General features: G+C 66.2%; 14 protein-coding genes and 2 pseudogenes. 11 read left to right on the top strand and 5 right to left on the bottom strand.

Annotated elements, in window-relative coordinates; all coding sequences use genetic code 11:
- The 6 genes and pseudogenes from ABZV91_RS30085 to ABZV91_RS30110 form a co-directional block, all read left to right on the top strand.
- A pseudogene (locus ABZV91_RS30085) lies at nt 1–245 on the top strand (IS256 family transposase); the annotation flags it as partial.
- A 28-nt stretch (nt 246–273) separates the two neighbouring features.
- Entirely contained in the window at nt 274–1,431 is a 1,158-nt protein-coding gene (locus tag ABZV91_RS30090) for a hydantoinase/oxoprolinase family protein (RefSeq protein ID WP_355249032.1), read from the top strand.
- Complete coding sequence (locus ABZV91_RS30095; RefSeq protein ID WP_355249000.1) at nt 1,404–2,033, top strand: hypothetical protein; 630 nt, start codon at nt 1,404–1,406, stop codon at nt 2,031–2,033. The genes ABZV91_RS30090 and ABZV91_RS30095 overlap by 28 nt, the downstream gene beginning before the upstream one ends.
- A gap of 23 nt (nt 2,034–2,056) precedes the next feature.
- Nucleotides 2,057–3,280, top strand: coding sequence for a hydantoinase B/oxoprolinase family protein (locus ABZV91_RS30100; RefSeq protein ID WP_355249003.1), 1,224 nt, complete (start codon nt 2,057–2,059; stop codon nt 3,278–3,280).
- Nucleotides 3,163–4,209 (top strand): annotated as a pseudogene (locus tag ABZV91_RS30105) (MFS transporter); the annotation flags it as partial. The gene ABZV91_RS30100 and the pseudogene ABZV91_RS30105, both read left to right, overlap by 118 nt.
- 131 nt (nt 4,210–4,340) lie before the next feature.
- Nucleotides 4,341–6,242 (top strand): FAD-binding monooxygenase, encoded by a 1,902-nt coding sequence (locus tag ABZV91_RS30110; protein ID WP_355249006.1) that lies wholly within the window; start codon nt 4,341–4,343, stop codon nt 6,240–6,242.
- 9 nt (nt 6,243–6,251) lie between these two features.
- Here ABZV91_RS30110 and ABZV91_RS30115 read toward each other — a convergent pair whose 3' ends face one another.
- Nucleotides 6,252–6,950, bottom strand: coding sequence for a helix-turn-helix domain-containing protein (locus ABZV91_RS30115; protein ID WP_355249009.1), 699 nt, complete (start codon nt 6,948–6,950; stop codon nt 6,252–6,254).
- Nucleotides 6,951–7,655: 705 nt separating this feature from the next.
- Here ABZV91_RS30115 and ABZV91_RS30120 point away from each other — a divergent pair.
- Together ABZV91_RS30120 and ABZV91_RS30125 are read left to right on the top strand one after the other, a co-directional pair.
- Nucleotides 7,656–8,156, top strand: a complete 501-nt coding sequence (locus tag ABZV91_RS30120) for a DoxX family protein (RefSeq protein WP_355249012.1) — start codon at nt 7,656–7,658, stop codon at nt 8,154–8,156.
- 183 nt (nt 8,157–8,339) lie between these two features.
- A complete protein-coding gene (locus ABZV91_RS30125) occupies nt 8,340–8,921 on the top strand; it encodes a hypothetical protein (RefSeq protein WP_355249015.1) in 582 nt (193 codons plus the stop codon).
- A gap of 85 nt (nt 8,922–9,006) precedes the next feature.
- On the opposite strand, the gene ABZV91_RS30130 is transcribed toward ABZV91_RS30125, so the two are convergent.
- Entirely contained in the window at nt 9,007–9,567 is a 561-nt protein-coding gene (locus tag ABZV91_RS30130) for a hypothetical protein (RefSeq protein ID WP_355249018.1), read from the bottom strand.
- A gap of 13 nt (nt 9,568–9,580) precedes the next feature.
- Nucleotides 9,581–10,729, bottom strand: coding sequence for a zinc-dependent alcohol dehydrogenase (locus ABZV91_RS30135; RefSeq protein ID WP_355249021.1), 1,149 nt, complete (start codon nt 10,727–10,729; stop codon nt 9,581–9,583).
- A gap of 254 nt (nt 10,730–10,983) precedes the next feature.
- On the opposite strand from ABZV91_RS30135, the gene ABZV91_RS30140 reads away from it, so the two are divergent.
- Together ABZV91_RS30140 and ABZV91_RS30145 are read left to right on the top strand one after the other, a co-directional pair.
- Nucleotides 10,984–11,448: an alpha/beta hydrolase gene (locus ABZV91_RS30140; RefSeq protein WP_355249024.1), complete on the top strand. Its 465-nt coding sequence runs from the start codon at nt 10,984–10,986 to the stop codon at nt 11,446–11,448.
- Between the two features lie 497 nt (nt 11,449–11,945).
- Nucleotides 11,946–12,152, top strand: a complete 207-nt coding sequence (locus tag ABZV91_RS30145) for a hypothetical protein (RefSeq protein WP_355249026.1) — start codon at nt 11,946–11,948, stop codon at nt 12,150–12,152.
- A gap of 80 nt (nt 12,153–12,232) precedes the next feature.
- Here ABZV91_RS30145 and ABZV91_RS30150 read toward each other — a convergent pair whose 3' ends face one another.
- Together ABZV91_RS30150 and ABZV91_RS30155 are read right to left on the bottom strand one after the other, a co-directional pair.
- Nucleotides 12,233–12,547: a MerR family transcriptional regulator gene (locus ABZV91_RS30150; RefSeq protein WP_355249035.1), complete on the bottom strand. Its 315-nt coding sequence runs from the start codon at nt 12,545–12,547 to the stop codon at nt 12,233–12,235.
- An 842-nt stretch (nt 12,548–13,389) separates the two neighbouring features.
- The gene (locus ABZV91_RS30155) at nt 13,390–13,818 is read right to left on the bottom strand and encodes a serine hydrolase (protein WP_355249038.1); all 429 of its coding nucleotides are present in this window, start codon (nt 13,816–13,818) and stop codon (nt 13,390–13,392) included.
- A 310-nt stretch (nt 13,819–14,128) separates the two neighbouring features.
- Between ABZV91_RS30155 and ABZV91_RS30160 the strand changes: the two genes are divergently transcribed.
- Nucleotides 14,129–14,845 (top strand): TetR/AcrR family transcriptional regulator, encoded by a 717-nt coding sequence (locus tag ABZV91_RS30160; RefSeq protein ID WP_355249029.1) that lies wholly within the window; start codon nt 14,129–14,131, stop codon nt 14,843–14,845.
- Nucleotides 14,846–15,132 lie beyond the last annotated feature (287 nt).

Consider the following 15,132-nt stretch of genomic DNA (forward strand, 5'->3'; position numbering starts at 1 on the left):
CTTCGGTGCGGCTCCGCACCAAGGTGACCAAGGGCCCTGGATCACGGGCTGCGGGAATTGCCATGGCCTACAAGCTGATCGAGGCCGCCCAGAACCGCTGGCGCAAGGTCAACGCCCCCGAACTCGTCGCCCTCGTCCGCGCCGGCGCGGTGTTCCACAAAGGCAAACTCCTCGAACGCCCCACCGACATCACCCCGCCGTCGTCAACCGACGCAGCCGAAACCACCGGAACGGAGGTCGCCTGAAACCTACCGATACACAGGATTTGACAATATCTCCCGAGACCGTCAGAACGACTCCAAATACGCACCACCTGCCCCGTTGGTGCCACGGGACCTCGTCGCCACCGTGCGCGAACGTATCGATGTCTCGGGCAATGAGCTGGTGGCGCTGCACGAGGAAGACGTCAAGGCGGCGGCACTGCTGTTCCGGGAGCAGGAGGTCGAGGCCGTCGCGATCTCCTATCTGTGGTCGTTCCTGGACCCGTCCCATGAACAGCGCACCGCGGAAATCCTGCGCGATGAGCTGCCCGGGGTCTTCGTCACGATGTCACACGAGGTGCTGCCGCAGATTCGCGCCTATGAACGCCACAGCACCACGGCGCTGAATGCCTTCGTAGGTCCCAAACTGCAGAATTACCTGGCCAATATCAAACGGCAGCTGGCCGACCGTGGATTCGGCGGCACCCTGCTGATCGTCCAGTCCAACGGCGGGGTGATGTCGCCCGAGATCGCCAGCGAGATGGCCGTCAACGCGCTGATGTCGGGTCCGGCGGCCGCGCCGGAGGCGGCCCTGCAATACGCACGGCGCCACGGCTCGGAGGATGTCATCACCGTGGACATGGGCGGCACCAGTTTCGATGTGGCGCTGGTCCGTGGCGGTGCGCCGCTGCTCACCAGCGACAGTGAAATCGGCGGATATCGGGTAGCCCTGCCGATGCTCGATATCCATACCGTGGGTGCCGGCGGCGGCTCGCTGGTATGGGTGGACTCCGGCGGTATCCTCCGCGTCGGCCCGCAGAGTGCCACGGCCACCCCCGGCCCTGCCTGCTACGGCCGCGGTGGCGAGAACCCCACCACCACCGATGCCGACCTGCTGATGGGCTATCTGAACCCGGATCTCTTCGGGGACGGCGCTTTCACCTTGGATGTCGAAGCCGCCCGCAGGGCCGTCGAGGAGAAGGTCGCCAGGCCGCTGGGTCTGTCCGTGCCGGAGGCCGTCGAAGGCATCTACCGCGTGGTCAACGCCACCATGGCCGAGGCCGTCAACGCGGTGTCGGTCAAGCGCGGATTCGATCCCCGCGAATTCACCCTCGTCGTGGCCGGTGGCGCCGGACCGATTCATGCTGTGCCGATCGCCCAGGAACTGGGTATCAGCCGCATCATCGTGCCCCGGGAGTCCCGGTGTTCTGTGCCGTCGGCACTCTGCTGACCGACCTCAAACACATGTACGCACGCACTTTCGTCGCCGATACGGACTCCCTGGATCTCGGCCGGGTCAGCGCGGTGTACCGGGAGATGCGGGACGAAGCGATCACCACGCTGCGCTCGGAGAACGTGGCCCCGGAGGCGATCGATCTGGTCTTCGCCGCCGATATGCGCTACGTAGGTCAATTCGACGAGATAGAAGTTGCGCTGGAGTTCGACGGGGACCTCACGCCCGCGGCACTCGAGCGGCTGGTCGCCGACTTCGAACGCGAACACGAGACACTCAACGGCTATTCGATGCCGGGCGAAGCCACCGAGCTGATCAATGTGCGTCTCACCGCGTTCGGTCGCACCACCAAACCCGCCCTCGCCGAAGACCCGTCCGCGGGCCCGGATCCGTCCGCCGCGCACAAGGGCACCCGGGAAGCCTTCTTCTCGGGCTCACGGATCCAGGTGGATGTCTACGACGGTCTGGGCCTGCGCCGTGACAACCGGATCGTCGGCCCCGCGATCATCGAGCAGCCGACGACCACCGTCGTCCTCATCGAGGGCTACACCCTGACGGTCGATGCGCAGGGAACCTACGTCATCGAACCGGCGAACTGACCGGACTGAAAGGAAGACCTCGGATGACACACCCACGAACCACGTTCGATCCCATCCTCGTCGCGGTGATCGGCAACGCCCTGGACGGCATCACCCGGGAGATCGGCCAGACCATGCTGCGCACGTCGCGGTCACCGATCTTCGTGGAAGCGCGCGACTTCGCCACCTCCATCTTCGGCGCGGACTGCCGGCTGCTGGCCCAAACCCATTACATTCCCGTCATCGGCGGGGCCACGCCCTACGCGCAGCGCGCCGTCGCGGACTTCTTCGGAGACGATGTCCACGAGGGCGACGTCTTCATCCACAACGATCCGTTCAACGGCGGTTCCCACCTACCCGATATCACCATCACCCGGCCGGTCTTCTGGAACGGCGAGCTGGTCTTCTGGGCGATGACCAAGGGACACAACGCCGATGTCGGCGGCGGCGGTGTGGTGGGGTTCAATCCCGGCGCCCGGGATGTCGGGGAAGAAGGCATCCGCATTCCGCCGGTCCGGGTCATCGACCGGGGCACGCTCCGCAAGGACGCCTGGGAGCTCATCCTCGGCAACGTTCGCCTGCGCTCGCTCGTGGAAAGCGTCCTGAACTGCCAGATCGGCGCCACGGCCATCGGCGAACGCCGGCTGCACGCGCTCCTCGAGAAGTACGGCACCGATACCATCCGCGAAGCCACCGATGAGCTGCTACGGGCCAGCGCACGCCAGGTTCGCGCGGAAATCGCCCAGATCCCGGATGGCGAGTACAGCGCCGAGAGCCTGGTGGACAACGACGGTATCGACAAGAGCCGCTCCTACCGGATCGCATTGACGATCAAGGTCGACGGCGAAAATCTCACCTTCGATTTCAGCGCGAGCGATCAGCAGGCTCAGGGATTCATCAACAGCTCGATCGCCAATACGGTGGCCTCGGCTCATCTGGCCTTGTTCGGAGCCATCGATCCGGACATCCGCTACAACAGTGGAGCCATCGACCCGATCCGGGTCATCGCCCCCGAAGGGTCGATCGTCAATCCCAACGACCCGGCGCCTGTGGCAGCCTGCACCGTTCCCACCTGCGAAGCCATCGCCGGGGCGGTCTGGGTGGCCCTGTCCCGGGCCCTACCGAGCCGGGCCCACGCCGGCTGGGCGCGCTCATCGGTCTGCTCCCGACCTACGAGGCGATCGGCATCGGGGCGCCGCTCTTGCTGGTCCTGTTGCGCATCCTGCAGGGTGTTTCCGCGGGTGGCGAATGGGGCGGGGCGGTCCTGATGGCCGTCGAGCACGCCCCCCGGCACCGCCGTGGCCTGTTCGGCGCGATGCCGCAGATCGGTGTGCCGATCGGTCTGCTACTGGCCAGCGCCATGATGGCGACCATGGACGCGCTGTTCCCCGGTGACGCGTTCCTCGACTGGGGCTGGCGTATCCCGTTCCTGTTCTCGGTGGTGCTCATCCTCGTCGGCTCGTGGGTCCGCCGCCGCGTCGAGGAGAGCCCGGTCTTCGCCGAAATCGCCGAGCGCAAGGAACAGACCAAGGCGCCCATCGTCGGACTGTTCGCGCGCTTCACGCCGCTGGTCCTCCTGTCGGCGTTGGTCTTCGCCGGAAACAGCGCCGTCGGATACATGACGACGGGCGGGTACATCCAGGGCTATGCCACCAACCCGGCCGGGCCGATCGGACTCGACCGCGGGGATGTGCTGTGGGCGGTGACCGCGTCGTCGGTCAGCTGGCTGGTGGCGACCTTCGCGGCCGGCTGGGTTTCCGACGCCATCGGCCGGCGCGCCACCTACATCATCGGCTGGTGCCTGCAGGCTGCTTTCGTCCTCACGCTGTTTCCGCTGGTCAATACCGGTGAGGTCGTGCTGCTCGGGGCCGGTCTGGTACTGCTCACGCTGGGGTTGGGCTTCACCTACGGCGCCCAATCGGTTTGGTACACCGAATTGTTCCCGGCCTCGGTCCGGTTCTCCGGAGTGTCGATCTCCTACGCGCTCGGTTCCATCCTGGGCGGTGCGTTCGCCCCGACGATCGCGCAGTGGATCCAGCAGAGCACCGGGTCGTCGGTGAATGTCGCCTACTACCTGCTCGGCATGACCGTGCTCGGCTTGATCGGCACGCTGCTCCTGCGGGATCGCAAGGGGATCGACCTGAGTCCGGCCGCCGAGGCCGAACAGCAGGCCGGTATCTACGCCTGGCGGAAGTGAGCTGGGGCGGGCGGCGGCTTGTGTGAGAGCCGGAACACCCCTTACCATGGCTGAAATCTATTAACGAATTCGTTGTTCTATTATCGAACAACCGAAAAAGATCACTCGCCACAACGGCGTGAGGAGATCCCGTGCAGTTCCATCACCACGGCTACGTATCCGGTGACCCACGTATCCAGCCGCCCGCCGGCACCGGCCTCGGCCGTCCGGCCGAGCTCCCCGAGGAGGTGGATGTCCTCATCGTCGGCTCGGGTCCCGCGGGCATGATCGCCGCCGCCCAACTCGCGCAGTTCCCGGCGATCACCACCCGTCTCGTCGAAAAGCGACCCGGCCGGCTCGAGGTCGGCCAGGCCGATGGCATTCAGGCGCGCAGCGTGGAAACATTCCAGGCGTTCGGTTTCGCCGAGGCCATCACGGCAGAGGCGTACCGGATCACCGAGATGGCGTTCTGGAAGCCGGATCCGCAGAATCCCGCCGAGATCATTCGCGCCGCGCGGACCCCCGACGACGCGGCCGGAATCAGCGAATTCCCGCACCTGATCGTGAACCAGGCTCGTGTGCTGGACTATTTCGCCGAGGTCGCGCGGAATTCGCCGACCCGGCTCGTCCCGGATTACGGGTATGAATTCGTCGGTCTCGAGGTAGCCGAGCATGGGGACTATCCCGTCACTGTGACGCTTCGGTCCACGGCCGGCGATCGGGTGGGCGAGGACCGCGTCGTCAAGGCCAAGTACGTTATCGGTTGCGACGGCGCGCATAGCCGGGTCCGCGAATCCATCGACCGCCGATTTCTGGGCGACCAGGCCAACCACGCCTGGGGTGTGATGGATGTGCTCGCCGACACCGATTTCCCCGATATCCGCCTGAAATGCGCCATCCAATCCCACGACGGCGGCAGCATTCTGCACATCCCGCGCGAGGGCAATCACCTGTTCCGGATGTACGTCGATCTCGGTGAGGTCGCCGAAGGCGACAACGGCAAGGTACGGCAGACCACTCAGGAGGAGGTCGAGGCGCGTGCGAACAAGATCCTGCACCCGTACTCGCTGACCGTCAAACATGTCGCGTGGCGCAGCGTGTACGAGGTCGGCCATCGGGTGACCGACAAATTCGACGATGTGCACCCCGACGACTGCGGTACCCGCACCCCGCGCGTATTCATCACCGGCGACGCGTGTCATACGCATTCGGCCAAGGCCGGACAGGGGATGAACGTGTCCATGCAGGACGGCTGGAATATCGCGTGGAAGCTGGCCCATGTGCTCGACGGCCGGGCACCCGACTCCATCCTCGACACCTACTCGGCCGAACGCCAGGTCATCGCGCAGAACCTCATCGACTTCGACCATGAATGGTCGACATTGATGGCGACCCGGCCCGAAGATATGGCGGACCCGGCTCAGCTCGAAGAGTTCTACGTCAAGACCGCGGAGTTCCCGGCCGGTTTCATGACGCAGTACGCGCCGTCCGTCCTCGTCGCCGAGCCCGTGCACCAGCAGATCGCCACTGGCTTCCCGGTCGGCAAGCGTTTCAAGTCGAATATGGTGACCCGGGTCTGCGACGCGAACCCGAAGCATCTCGGTCACCACGCCACCGCCGACGGCCGCTGGCGCGTCTACGTTTTCGCCGACGCACCGGCGGCGGGTGAACCGTCACGGACCACCGACCTGGCCGAGTGGCTGGTCACCGCGCCCGCCTCACCGCTGCTCGCCCATCCGCCCGAGGGCGCGGATCTCGACGCCTGGTTCGATGTGAAGGTGATCTACCAGCAGGATCACACCGGCGTCGACCTGAGTCGGGTGCCGGCGGTGTTCCTGCCGAAAGTCGGCCCGTTCCAGGTCGTCGACTACGAGAAGGTGTACGCGACCGACCCGGCCGACGATATCTTCACCGCGCGCGGGATCTCCCGGGACGGGGCGATCGTCGTGGTCCGCCCCGACCAGTACGTCGCCCACGTGCTGCCCCTCGCGGCGACCGATGAACTGGCCGCGTTCTTCGAGGGCGTGTTCACGCCGCGGATGAGTGCGGTCTGAGGCGTCCGGCTATCCGCCGAGCGCCCGCACGACCGCGGCGGCCGCGGTCCGCAGGCGCTCGGCGATCTCGGCCTCGGGCCGGGGGAGCGAAACATGGACGACGGCAAGGGATCCGGCCGGCTGTCCCGGAACCGCGAGTGGAACGGCCACCGACCACAGCGAGGGCACCACTTCGTCATGGCTCACCGCGAAACCGCGGGTGCGGCTCGAGGCCAGTTCATCGCGCAGCTCCGTGGGCCAGGTGTCTTCGGGAAGCTGCAGCAGAATGGCTTTACCCGGCCCGCCGCGGGAGAGCGGATGGCGATGACCGGGCCGGTAGGTGATCGCGACACTCTGCTCGGGGGCGGCGCTGGTCAAGGTAACCGCTTCGGCGCGGTCGAGTCGGACGGCGAGCAGACAGGTCGCGCCGAGTTCGTTGGCGACTGCCCGCAGCTCGGGCAGCGCCGCCTGCTGCAGATCGCGGGATACACCGGAGGCCAGTGCGGCCAGGCCCGCTCCGAGTGCGATCCGGCCGCCCGGATCGCGAGCGATGAGGCCGTGATCCTCCAGGGTGCGTAACAGCCGGTAGGCCACCGACCGGTGCACCTCGAGCGCTTCCGCGAGCTCATCGATACTCATGTTCCGTCCGGCGGCCGTGAGGATCTCGAGCAGCCGGATTCCGCGGCTGAGTGTCTGGGATCCGGCGCTCGGTCCTGGTTTGTCGGGCACGCGGGGCGGCACCTTCCTGCTCGTCGCGCGCACCTGTACGCGCCTCGTGCTCGATAGTAGAACACTCATTTCACTATGCGATCATTCGGCGCATCCGATCGCTGTGACGCGAGGAGGGCACGGATAGTGGCTCTCGCCCGGAAGCGTGCCCGTCGCAACTGAACGGGTGGGGGAACCACCGGGGTGTATTTCCCCGACGTAGGTCTCGCTCGACCGACCGACCCCGGATAAGTCCATCACGTTCCGGGCCGTGTCCGCGATCGGACGATGTCCATCCACAGCCCGCGCACGGCCGGGGCGAAGGTGGAGGTATGGCTACTCGGTGGCGTTCGGCTCGGGCTGCGGCGTCGAGCCGGTGGGGAAAGGCTGGGTGGCTGCGGAGCGGGCGGCGCGCCACTGACCAGGGCTGTGGCCGAAGGGGGTGCGGAACTGCGGTGCGATCGCCGCGAACGCCCAGTAACGCGATGCCGATCCGCAGCAGTAGCTGCACCGGGCCGGTTCCGAGACTGAAGCGGTCGCCTCGGTGTTCGTGCTGCTGGTCGGTCGTGCCCGCATCACTACGGCGGTGCGGCGATCTCGCCGAGATGGTCTGCCGATCGGGCGCCCCGGCGCCGTCGTCACGGCCTGCGTCGCCTCCTCACCTACGCTCCGACATCGAGGTCCTACGACACCGCCCATCACCGCACGGAAAGAGAGGGACCCCTCGTGCTCACCACCAGCTCCTGGACCACTCGCCTGACCGCGACCACCGCGCCCGCGGCGGTGGTGTTGATCCGCTTCTACCTCGGCGTGATCTTCGTGTGCGAAGGCATCCAGAAATTCCTCTACCCCGAGCAGTTGGGCACCGGACGCTTCGACAAGGCCGGTATCCCCGCTCCCGGCTTCTTCGCGCCCCTGGACGCCGTCTTCGAAATCGGCTGTGGTGCCCTGATCCTTGCCGGACTGCTCACCCGGGTAGCGGTGATTCCGATGATCGTGAACATGGCCGGGGCGCTGCTGATCACCAAACTGCCCATCCTGTGGAGCGACGCGCCGCTGTTCAGCAGCGGGTCCGGGTGGTGGGACTTCATCCACGAATCCCGTACCGACCTGGCCATGCTGTGCGGCAGCGTCTTCCTACTGTTCGTCGGCGCCGGCGCCTGGTCCCTCGACGCCCGCCTGCACACGGTATCGACGTCGGCGACCGCGCCGACACCCTCACCCTGACCGTCACTCCGTTCGCGGGCCGCGAATGTCATGGCGTGCCGGCAGGTAGGGGGCGGTGTCGGCAGACCCACGGAGTCTGCACATGCCCCGTTCGTATTCCGCGTATGGTCCGGTTGGATTTCCGGGATGCCGTGCGAAAAGGCCCATCCGCTTGTGGCCCTGGGAGCGTCTGCCGTATCCGCCGTGATCTCGATCGTGCTGACGCTGCACGCCGAATTCTTCCTGCACTGGATCTGGGTGCTGTACCTGCCGCTGTTCGCGTTCGGTTATCTGATCCTGGCCATCGTGTCCGGGATATCGGTGGGTGCAGTCGCTCGCGGCGGCTCCCGGGGATTGGCGATTGCCGCTGCCGTGCTGGTGGTCGTGAGTGTCGGCGGGTCGTTGTTCTTGTTCGTCGATACGAAGGCCAGTGGGTGGGCACGGTTCTGGCTGGAGTACCCGGCGTTCGCGGCAGCGGTCGCGGTGGAGGTGCCCGAGCACGGCGAAGGTGACCTCTACGGTGTCGAGCTACCGAGTCATCTGTGCGTTATCGCACCGAACTGCCGGATCGCGAACCTCGGCTACAGCAACGGAGCGCCGATCCGGTATGCAGCCGACTATGTCGAGGTATTCGAGGACACCTACGGTTACGGGCACTTCGTCGGCACGCCGGAGCCCGGGCCGTACAACGGGTTCGGCACTCCCGTGTGGCCCACCATGGAGCTCACTGGCGGATGGTGGTGGCTCGAACGTTGCGACGGTCCGGATTACGAGCGAGCCCGGTGAACCGGCAGCAGTCCGCGCGTAAAGATGAACGATCCTTGGAGCCAGCGCGGGAGACGCTGTAATGCCGGATACCGCGCGTGTTCCCTCACCTGTGCCGGGTGATGGCTCGGATGACTCGCAGCCCGATGGCGCCGGCCAGGAGCCACGGCCCGGCGATGATGATCGGGTCGATCCATTGGTGCGCGCGGTCGACCCGTTTCTCGTGGAGGCGGGACCGAAGCCCACCGGCGGTGAATTCGGACGACACCCCGGTTTCGGTGACCGGGTTGTCCGGGCGGAGCGTGGCGAACGAGCGCAGATGATTCTCCCAGGCATCCACACGGTCGCCGAGGATCAGCAGCAGCCAGTGGGCGGCCCTGGCCTCGCTGTAATGCGCGTAGGCGTGGCGGCGGATCCGGCCGGACAACCCGCGCAACGGCGCCGAGGTGCCGAATACCGGGGTGAGGAAGGCATGCTCGATCGACCGTTCGCGTGGCCGCTTCTCGGGTTGGCGTTCCGGGAAGTCCCAATGCGCACCCGTTTCTTCGGGGCGCAGTTTCGGTACCGAAGGGCGGACCGCGGGATCGAGATCGATCCCCCAGCCGGGTATCCGGGCCCGCAGTTCCTCGGCGTCCGGAACAGGCGGGTGATCGCGTGTGTAGGTCATGCGGGATGCTCCTTCAGGCGGGTTCCGGCACGACGACCGGTTTGATACAGCCGTCGAGTTTGGCGGAGAAGATGTGATATCCCTCGGCGATGTGCTCGAGCGGGATCCGGTGCGTGATGATCTCTTTGGGCTTCAGGTAGCCGTCGTGGATGTGGGAGAACAGTCGCGGCCACTGACGCTTCACCGGGCACTGGTTGGTGTTGATGGTGAGGCCTTTGTTCATGGCGTCGCCGAACTTGACCGCGCTGAAGATCGGCCCATAGGCTCCCACCACCGAAATGGTGCCGCCTTTACGCACCGAGTCGATGGCCCAGTTCAGCGCGACGGGTGAGCCGCCCTGCATCTTCATTTTGGCCGCGGTGACGTGCATGAGCAGATTGCCGTCGGCTTCGGCGCCGACCGCGTCGATCGCCACGTCGGCACCGAGGTGGCCGGTGGTGCGTTTCATCTCCACCACGACATCGTCGTACTCGGCCAGGTTCAGCGTTTCCGCGTGCGCCATCTCGCGCGCCTTCTCCAAGCGGTATTCCAGGTGGTCGACCACGATGACCCGGCCCGCGCCCATCAGCCACGCCGATTGTGCCGCGAACAGGCCCACCGGCCCGGCACCGAACACCACCACGACATCGCCCTCGACGATGTCACCCAGTTGTGCACCGAAGTAGCCGGTGGCCAGCGCGTCGGTGCACAACAACGCGTCTTCGTCGTCGAGCCAGTCGGGGATCTTGGCCGGACCGACGTCGGCGAAAGGTACCCGTACGTACTCCGCCTGCCCGCCGTCGTAGCCGCCGCAGGTATGGGAGTAGCCGTAGATTCCGCCGACGGCCGTGGCGTTGGGATTGACGTTATGGCAGTTGGAGTACAACCCGCGGGCACAGAACCAGCACGACCCGCAGTAGATGTTGAACGGCACCATCACCCGATCACCGGGCACCAGGTGGCGCACCGACCCACCGACCTGCTCGACCACACCGATGAGCTCGTGACCAAAGGTCGTGCCCACGCGGGTGTCGGGCATCATCCCATGGTAAAGGTGCAGGTCGGACCCGCAGATCGCGGCCCGCTGGACGCGCACGATCGCGTCGTTCGGGTGCTCGATCGGCGGGATGTCCTTTTCCTCCACCCGTATCTTGTACGGGCCGCGATAGACCATCGCTCGCATGGCAACCTCCTTCGGTTCCGCCCGCGGTACCCAGGCCGACGACCGATAAACGACCTCCTGTAGCGCCGCGCCCCGGACATGCCTGCGGGGCCGCGGCAGCAGCCACACCGATCAGAACCAGACGCCGCGCCACCTCACAGCGACCCGCCGGCGCCCGCACCACCGCCGGCAACCCCGCCACAGCGCCGCTGAAAGCCCTCGGCCCGGCATTCGGCGTGTGGACACCTCAGCAAACGGTCCTTCATCCGTCCCGGTTGGTTGCTATCGCGGCCCGGTCGCCGCGTTTTCTGGACGGTCCGGACTGGCAATTCCCGTGGCAGGGTGGCTATTCGGACAATGATCTGGCGCTGTTCGTCCAAACCGTCCGGCATGCTCGCCCGCTGGTGATCAAGCCGTTCATCGCGGCGTGTTTCGCGCAGACGCCGCCCGAGGACGTGATCGACGCGATCTACGCGGAAACAATGAAGATGTCCACGGCTGCCGCCTGTGCCATCTGGTATGACATGGCCTTCGCCGACCTTCGAGCGGTCCTGCCGGAGGTCGCGGTGCCGGCCCTGCTGATGTACGGTGCCCAGAGCAAGATCTTCCCCGGCCCGCTCGACGAGTGGATCGCCGCGCAACTGCCCGACGCGACCGTTACGCGCTTCGCGGACAGTGGTCACGCACCGTTCTCCGAGGAGCCCGAGCGGTTCAACCAGGTGCTCGCCGAATTCCTGTGACCCGATCGCGGGCGCGTCGGCGGAATTGCCATCGACCCCGCCCGCACGGTCCGCTCGATCTGGCAGCCCGCTGATGTTCGACATGGTGGATGCGGCGTCGTCACGACGGGCCGGCAGGTCGCGGCCCGGAAATGGACGGGCTGGGAAACAGTTCGGTGTCCTTCGTGTGGCGAATTCCGAATGATGACGAAGTAACGGTGACCGGCTCGCATACCGTCGTGTACCTGGACCGAATCGGGAAAGCCGGCATCGGTGCCCCCTCCGGTGCGAGAAATCTGGGCAGTGTAGTAGCCCGAGGGTGATCGAGAGGGCAGCCGACCCACCTGGGACCACTCTTCTTCGGCCCGTTCACCCACCAAGAGCCACCGGCGAAATCGACACCTGCGCCGACCTTTCCCAGCAGATTCACAGACCGCGGAGACGTGACGCTTCCACAGTTGAGGCCACCATCAAACGATGGTGGCCTCAGCCGGCGAGAGGTCTCGACGACCGGTTCAATGCCGCCACGCCCGCGCGCCGCGTATCTGCCGTCTGACGGTGACGGCCGCGGTGAGTTTCGTATCGAGGTGGACGACGCCTCGCTCGGCCCGGCGCGGATCCGCCGGTACGGCCACCTGGGCGGGCGCGGGCTGCTGCTGGTCGCGCAGCTCGCGACCCGGTGGGGGACTACCGCGACGGCGGGAAAACCGTGCGGGCCGAACTAGACCGGCGCGCCGGTGCCTGGTCCTGCGGTGATCGGCCGCAGGGCCGGCGAATTCCCCTGCCGGCGGGCGTGCCGGTGCGGTCAGTCTTTCTCGGTGAGCTTGGCGTTGAGTTCGCGGGCTTCGGCGAGTTGGTCTTCGAGGACGATGATCCGGCACGCCGCGTCCAGCGGGGTGCCGGAGTCCATGAGTTCGCGGGCGCGGGCGGCGAGGCGCAGCTGGTAGCGGGAGTAGCGGCGATGCCCACCGGCGGAGCGTTGCGGGGTGATCAGTCCTGCGTCGTCCAGGGTGCGCAGGAACGCTTGGGTGGTGCCGAGCATGTCCGCGGCCCGGCCCATGGTGTAGGCGGGGTAGTCGTCATCGTCGAACTTCTCGTTCGTGGTCGGGGGTTCAGAAATCTTGGGGTCTCCAGACGCCGAATGGCCCCGGCGCCAACGGCGCCGGGGCACTGAAAGGGGGAATCACTTCGTCTTCCGACATGTAACCGATACGTCGGAGATCACCCGAACCACCTAACTGCGCGGGCGACCCGACGGGTAACGCCTCCCTTCTCCTCGAGGTGCTACTTCCTCTTCTTTCCGTGCCACTTCACTTGCTTCCCGGCGGGCGGTGGGACCGGTGTACATGCTGGTCCCGTGGCCGCGCCCGCCGGTCTTACTTCACGGGCAGTTCATCATCTCCCGTGCCGTATGGACACTTCCTTCACCTGCAACAACACAGAAGATACCCCACACACCTACAAATGTCTACTGCTGTCACTACAGATTTTCTGGACTCGATTCGAACCCACCCGGGATCTCGATCGGGCCACTCCGCCAAGCCATCGACCCATTCACCGTCAGTGCTTTTCGGCATAGCTCCGGCGCTTACACACCCAACGGGGAGGGCCCCGAGCTGGTCGGTAGGGACGGCGGCAACGGGGTCGAGACCTCGGTAAGGGCGTCGTCGGCGTCGAGGAGCTTCCCGTCGGCGCCGGATCGCCCGGGAGTCGAAGTACGCGCCCGCGACCGCCACACAGGCGCTGAAGGCCGAAGCCAGGCTGGTCGAGCTGCTCCTGGCCTACCGATGGGAGGTTATGGCGGATGCCCGCTATTGGCTTTTCTCGGCGATGTTCCCCGACCTCGACTCCATCATGGCCAGCGGCAGCCACATCGAGGACAGCGGCCGGATGCCGCAAACCGGAACCACGAGGGCACCGGCCTACCGGACTCCCGACGTCGCGAGATGTACTCGCGGCTGGTCAGGACTCGGCCGGACAGAACTCCGCGGTGAGCACGTCGGTGAACGGCCCCAAGTCGCTCCAGCCGCCGTTCATGTTGCTGGTGAGCAGGTGCGCGCCGTCCTGGGAACCCATGGCGTAGGTCCAGGATCCATAGGTGGCGCCGCCGTTGCCCCAGACCGTCACTCCGCACGCCAGCGTCTGCGCGAAGATGCCCAGGCCGTACCGGGTGCCGGGGATCCAGTTCGATCCATCTGTGGGGACAGTGGTGAGCAGTTCCTGTTGTTGAGCGGGCGGAAGCAGGCGTCCGCCCAGCAGTGCGCCGAAGAAGCGGTGGAGGTCACCGGTGGTGGAGATGATGCCGCCCGCGGACCAGGCGAAGGACTGGTTCATCTCCGTCGCGTCGTAGATCGTGGGTGCGGGGGTCCTGGGAGAACAGGGTGGAGTAATGCACCGGGTGGGATCCGCGGATTCCGGGTCCCGGGAGAGAAGTCCCGGTCAGGTCGAGGGGGCGGGTGATGCGCTGGGCAAGCTCCTCGCCGTAGCTTCGGCCCGTCACCTTTTCGATGCGAGTCCGTTGAGGAACATTCCGAACGTGCTGGTCGTTGTCGGCTGCGCATACTGTGTGGCCCCAGATCGGCCCGGGTTTCGAGGTGTGCGGTTCCAGGCGCTCGATCGTCGCCCAGGCGCCGGGCAAGCGCACGGGCGTTCGCGCCGTCTCTACGCTGTGCCGTACGCTGAACGGAGCTATTCGCAACCTGTGATCGAAGGGGATTTTGTGGCTACCGGAGACCGACGAAAGCGCAGTCTCGACGCCGGAACGGGCCTGACACGCGATCAAATTGTGCAGACAGCTCTGCGCATGGCCGACGCGGAGGGCGACCCCAATAAGTTCACAATGCGGAGCCTCGCCGCCGAACTCGGGGTCGGCGTGATGACCCTGTACACCTACTTCCGGACCAAAGACGCGATTCTCGACGGCATGGCGGCCAAGGTGCTCGGCGAGATGACGATTCCTTCGGGCGCGGACGACCCGGCCACCGCGATCCGACTGGTGGCGCAATCCCTGCTCGACGTGATGCGCGAACACCCCAGCGTCGGCCGGCTTCTGGCCGCTCGATTGACCGACAACGAAGACGCGATGTATGGATCTTTGGAGATCCCGCTGCGCCGGCTCGTGGACGCAGGCATTCCCGGGCCTCTCGCTGCGCGCTGCTACGGATTCATCATGGTTCTCGCGATCGGGTTCTCCAGCTATCACCTCGCGCGACCATGGGGCTACTCCGACACCGGCGAGGACTCCGCCGAGATGCGGCGACAGCGCGAGCACTACTACGCGGGCCGCCCGCTCGCCCGATTTCCCACGGTGGTGAATCTTGCTGCCGATATCGTCGACATACCTGGTGACGCCACCTACAAGTTCGGAATAGAGGCGCTGGTGGACGCCGTCCACCGTGAGATCGCGGTCACGACGTAGAGCGCAGTCGAGTAACGTCCGGGTCGCGGCGGGAGGCTGTACAACGACGCCATGGCCCCCGCGGACCATGCGAGGCGATGGCACATCGCGCAGCGCCATGAGCAGGGCTACGACGCGCCGCAGACCTTCGATGACGACCGGAAGAGCCGACCGCGATACGCCCGCGATCGGCTCTTCCACTCAGCACTGGACTGGAGTGCCCCCAGTGAATGCGTCCGCCCGGTATTAGAGTCCTGAGTGGCTCTGATCAGGGCCGGAAGGGACACTGGAACCATGGCAGGACGCAA

It is taken from the genome of Nocardia sp. NPDC004568 (genome assembly GCF_040609955.1).
Classification (GTDB): Bacteria; Actinomycetota; Actinomycetes; order Mycobacteriales; family Mycobacteriaceae; genus Nocardia.

What these genes read in the sequence shown, in the direction of transcription:
- ABZV91_RS30100 (WP_355249003.1), top strand. Translation starts at nt 2,057, where the DNA reads ATGACACACCCACGAACCACGTTCGATCCCATCCTCGTCGCGGTGATC.
- ABZV91_RS30130 (WP_355249018.1), bottom strand. Translation starts at nt 9,567, where the DNA reads ATGACCTACACACGCGATCACCCGCCTGTTCCGGACGCCGAGGAACTG.
- ABZV91_RS30135 (WP_355249021.1), bottom strand. Translation starts at nt 10,729, where the DNA reads ATGCGAGCGATGGTCTATCGCGGCCCGTACAAGATACGGGTGGAGGAA.
- ABZV91_RS30145 (WP_355249026.1), top strand. Translation starts at nt 11,946, where the DNA reads ATGCCGCCACGCCCGCGCGCCGCGTATCTGCCGTCTGACGGTGACGGC.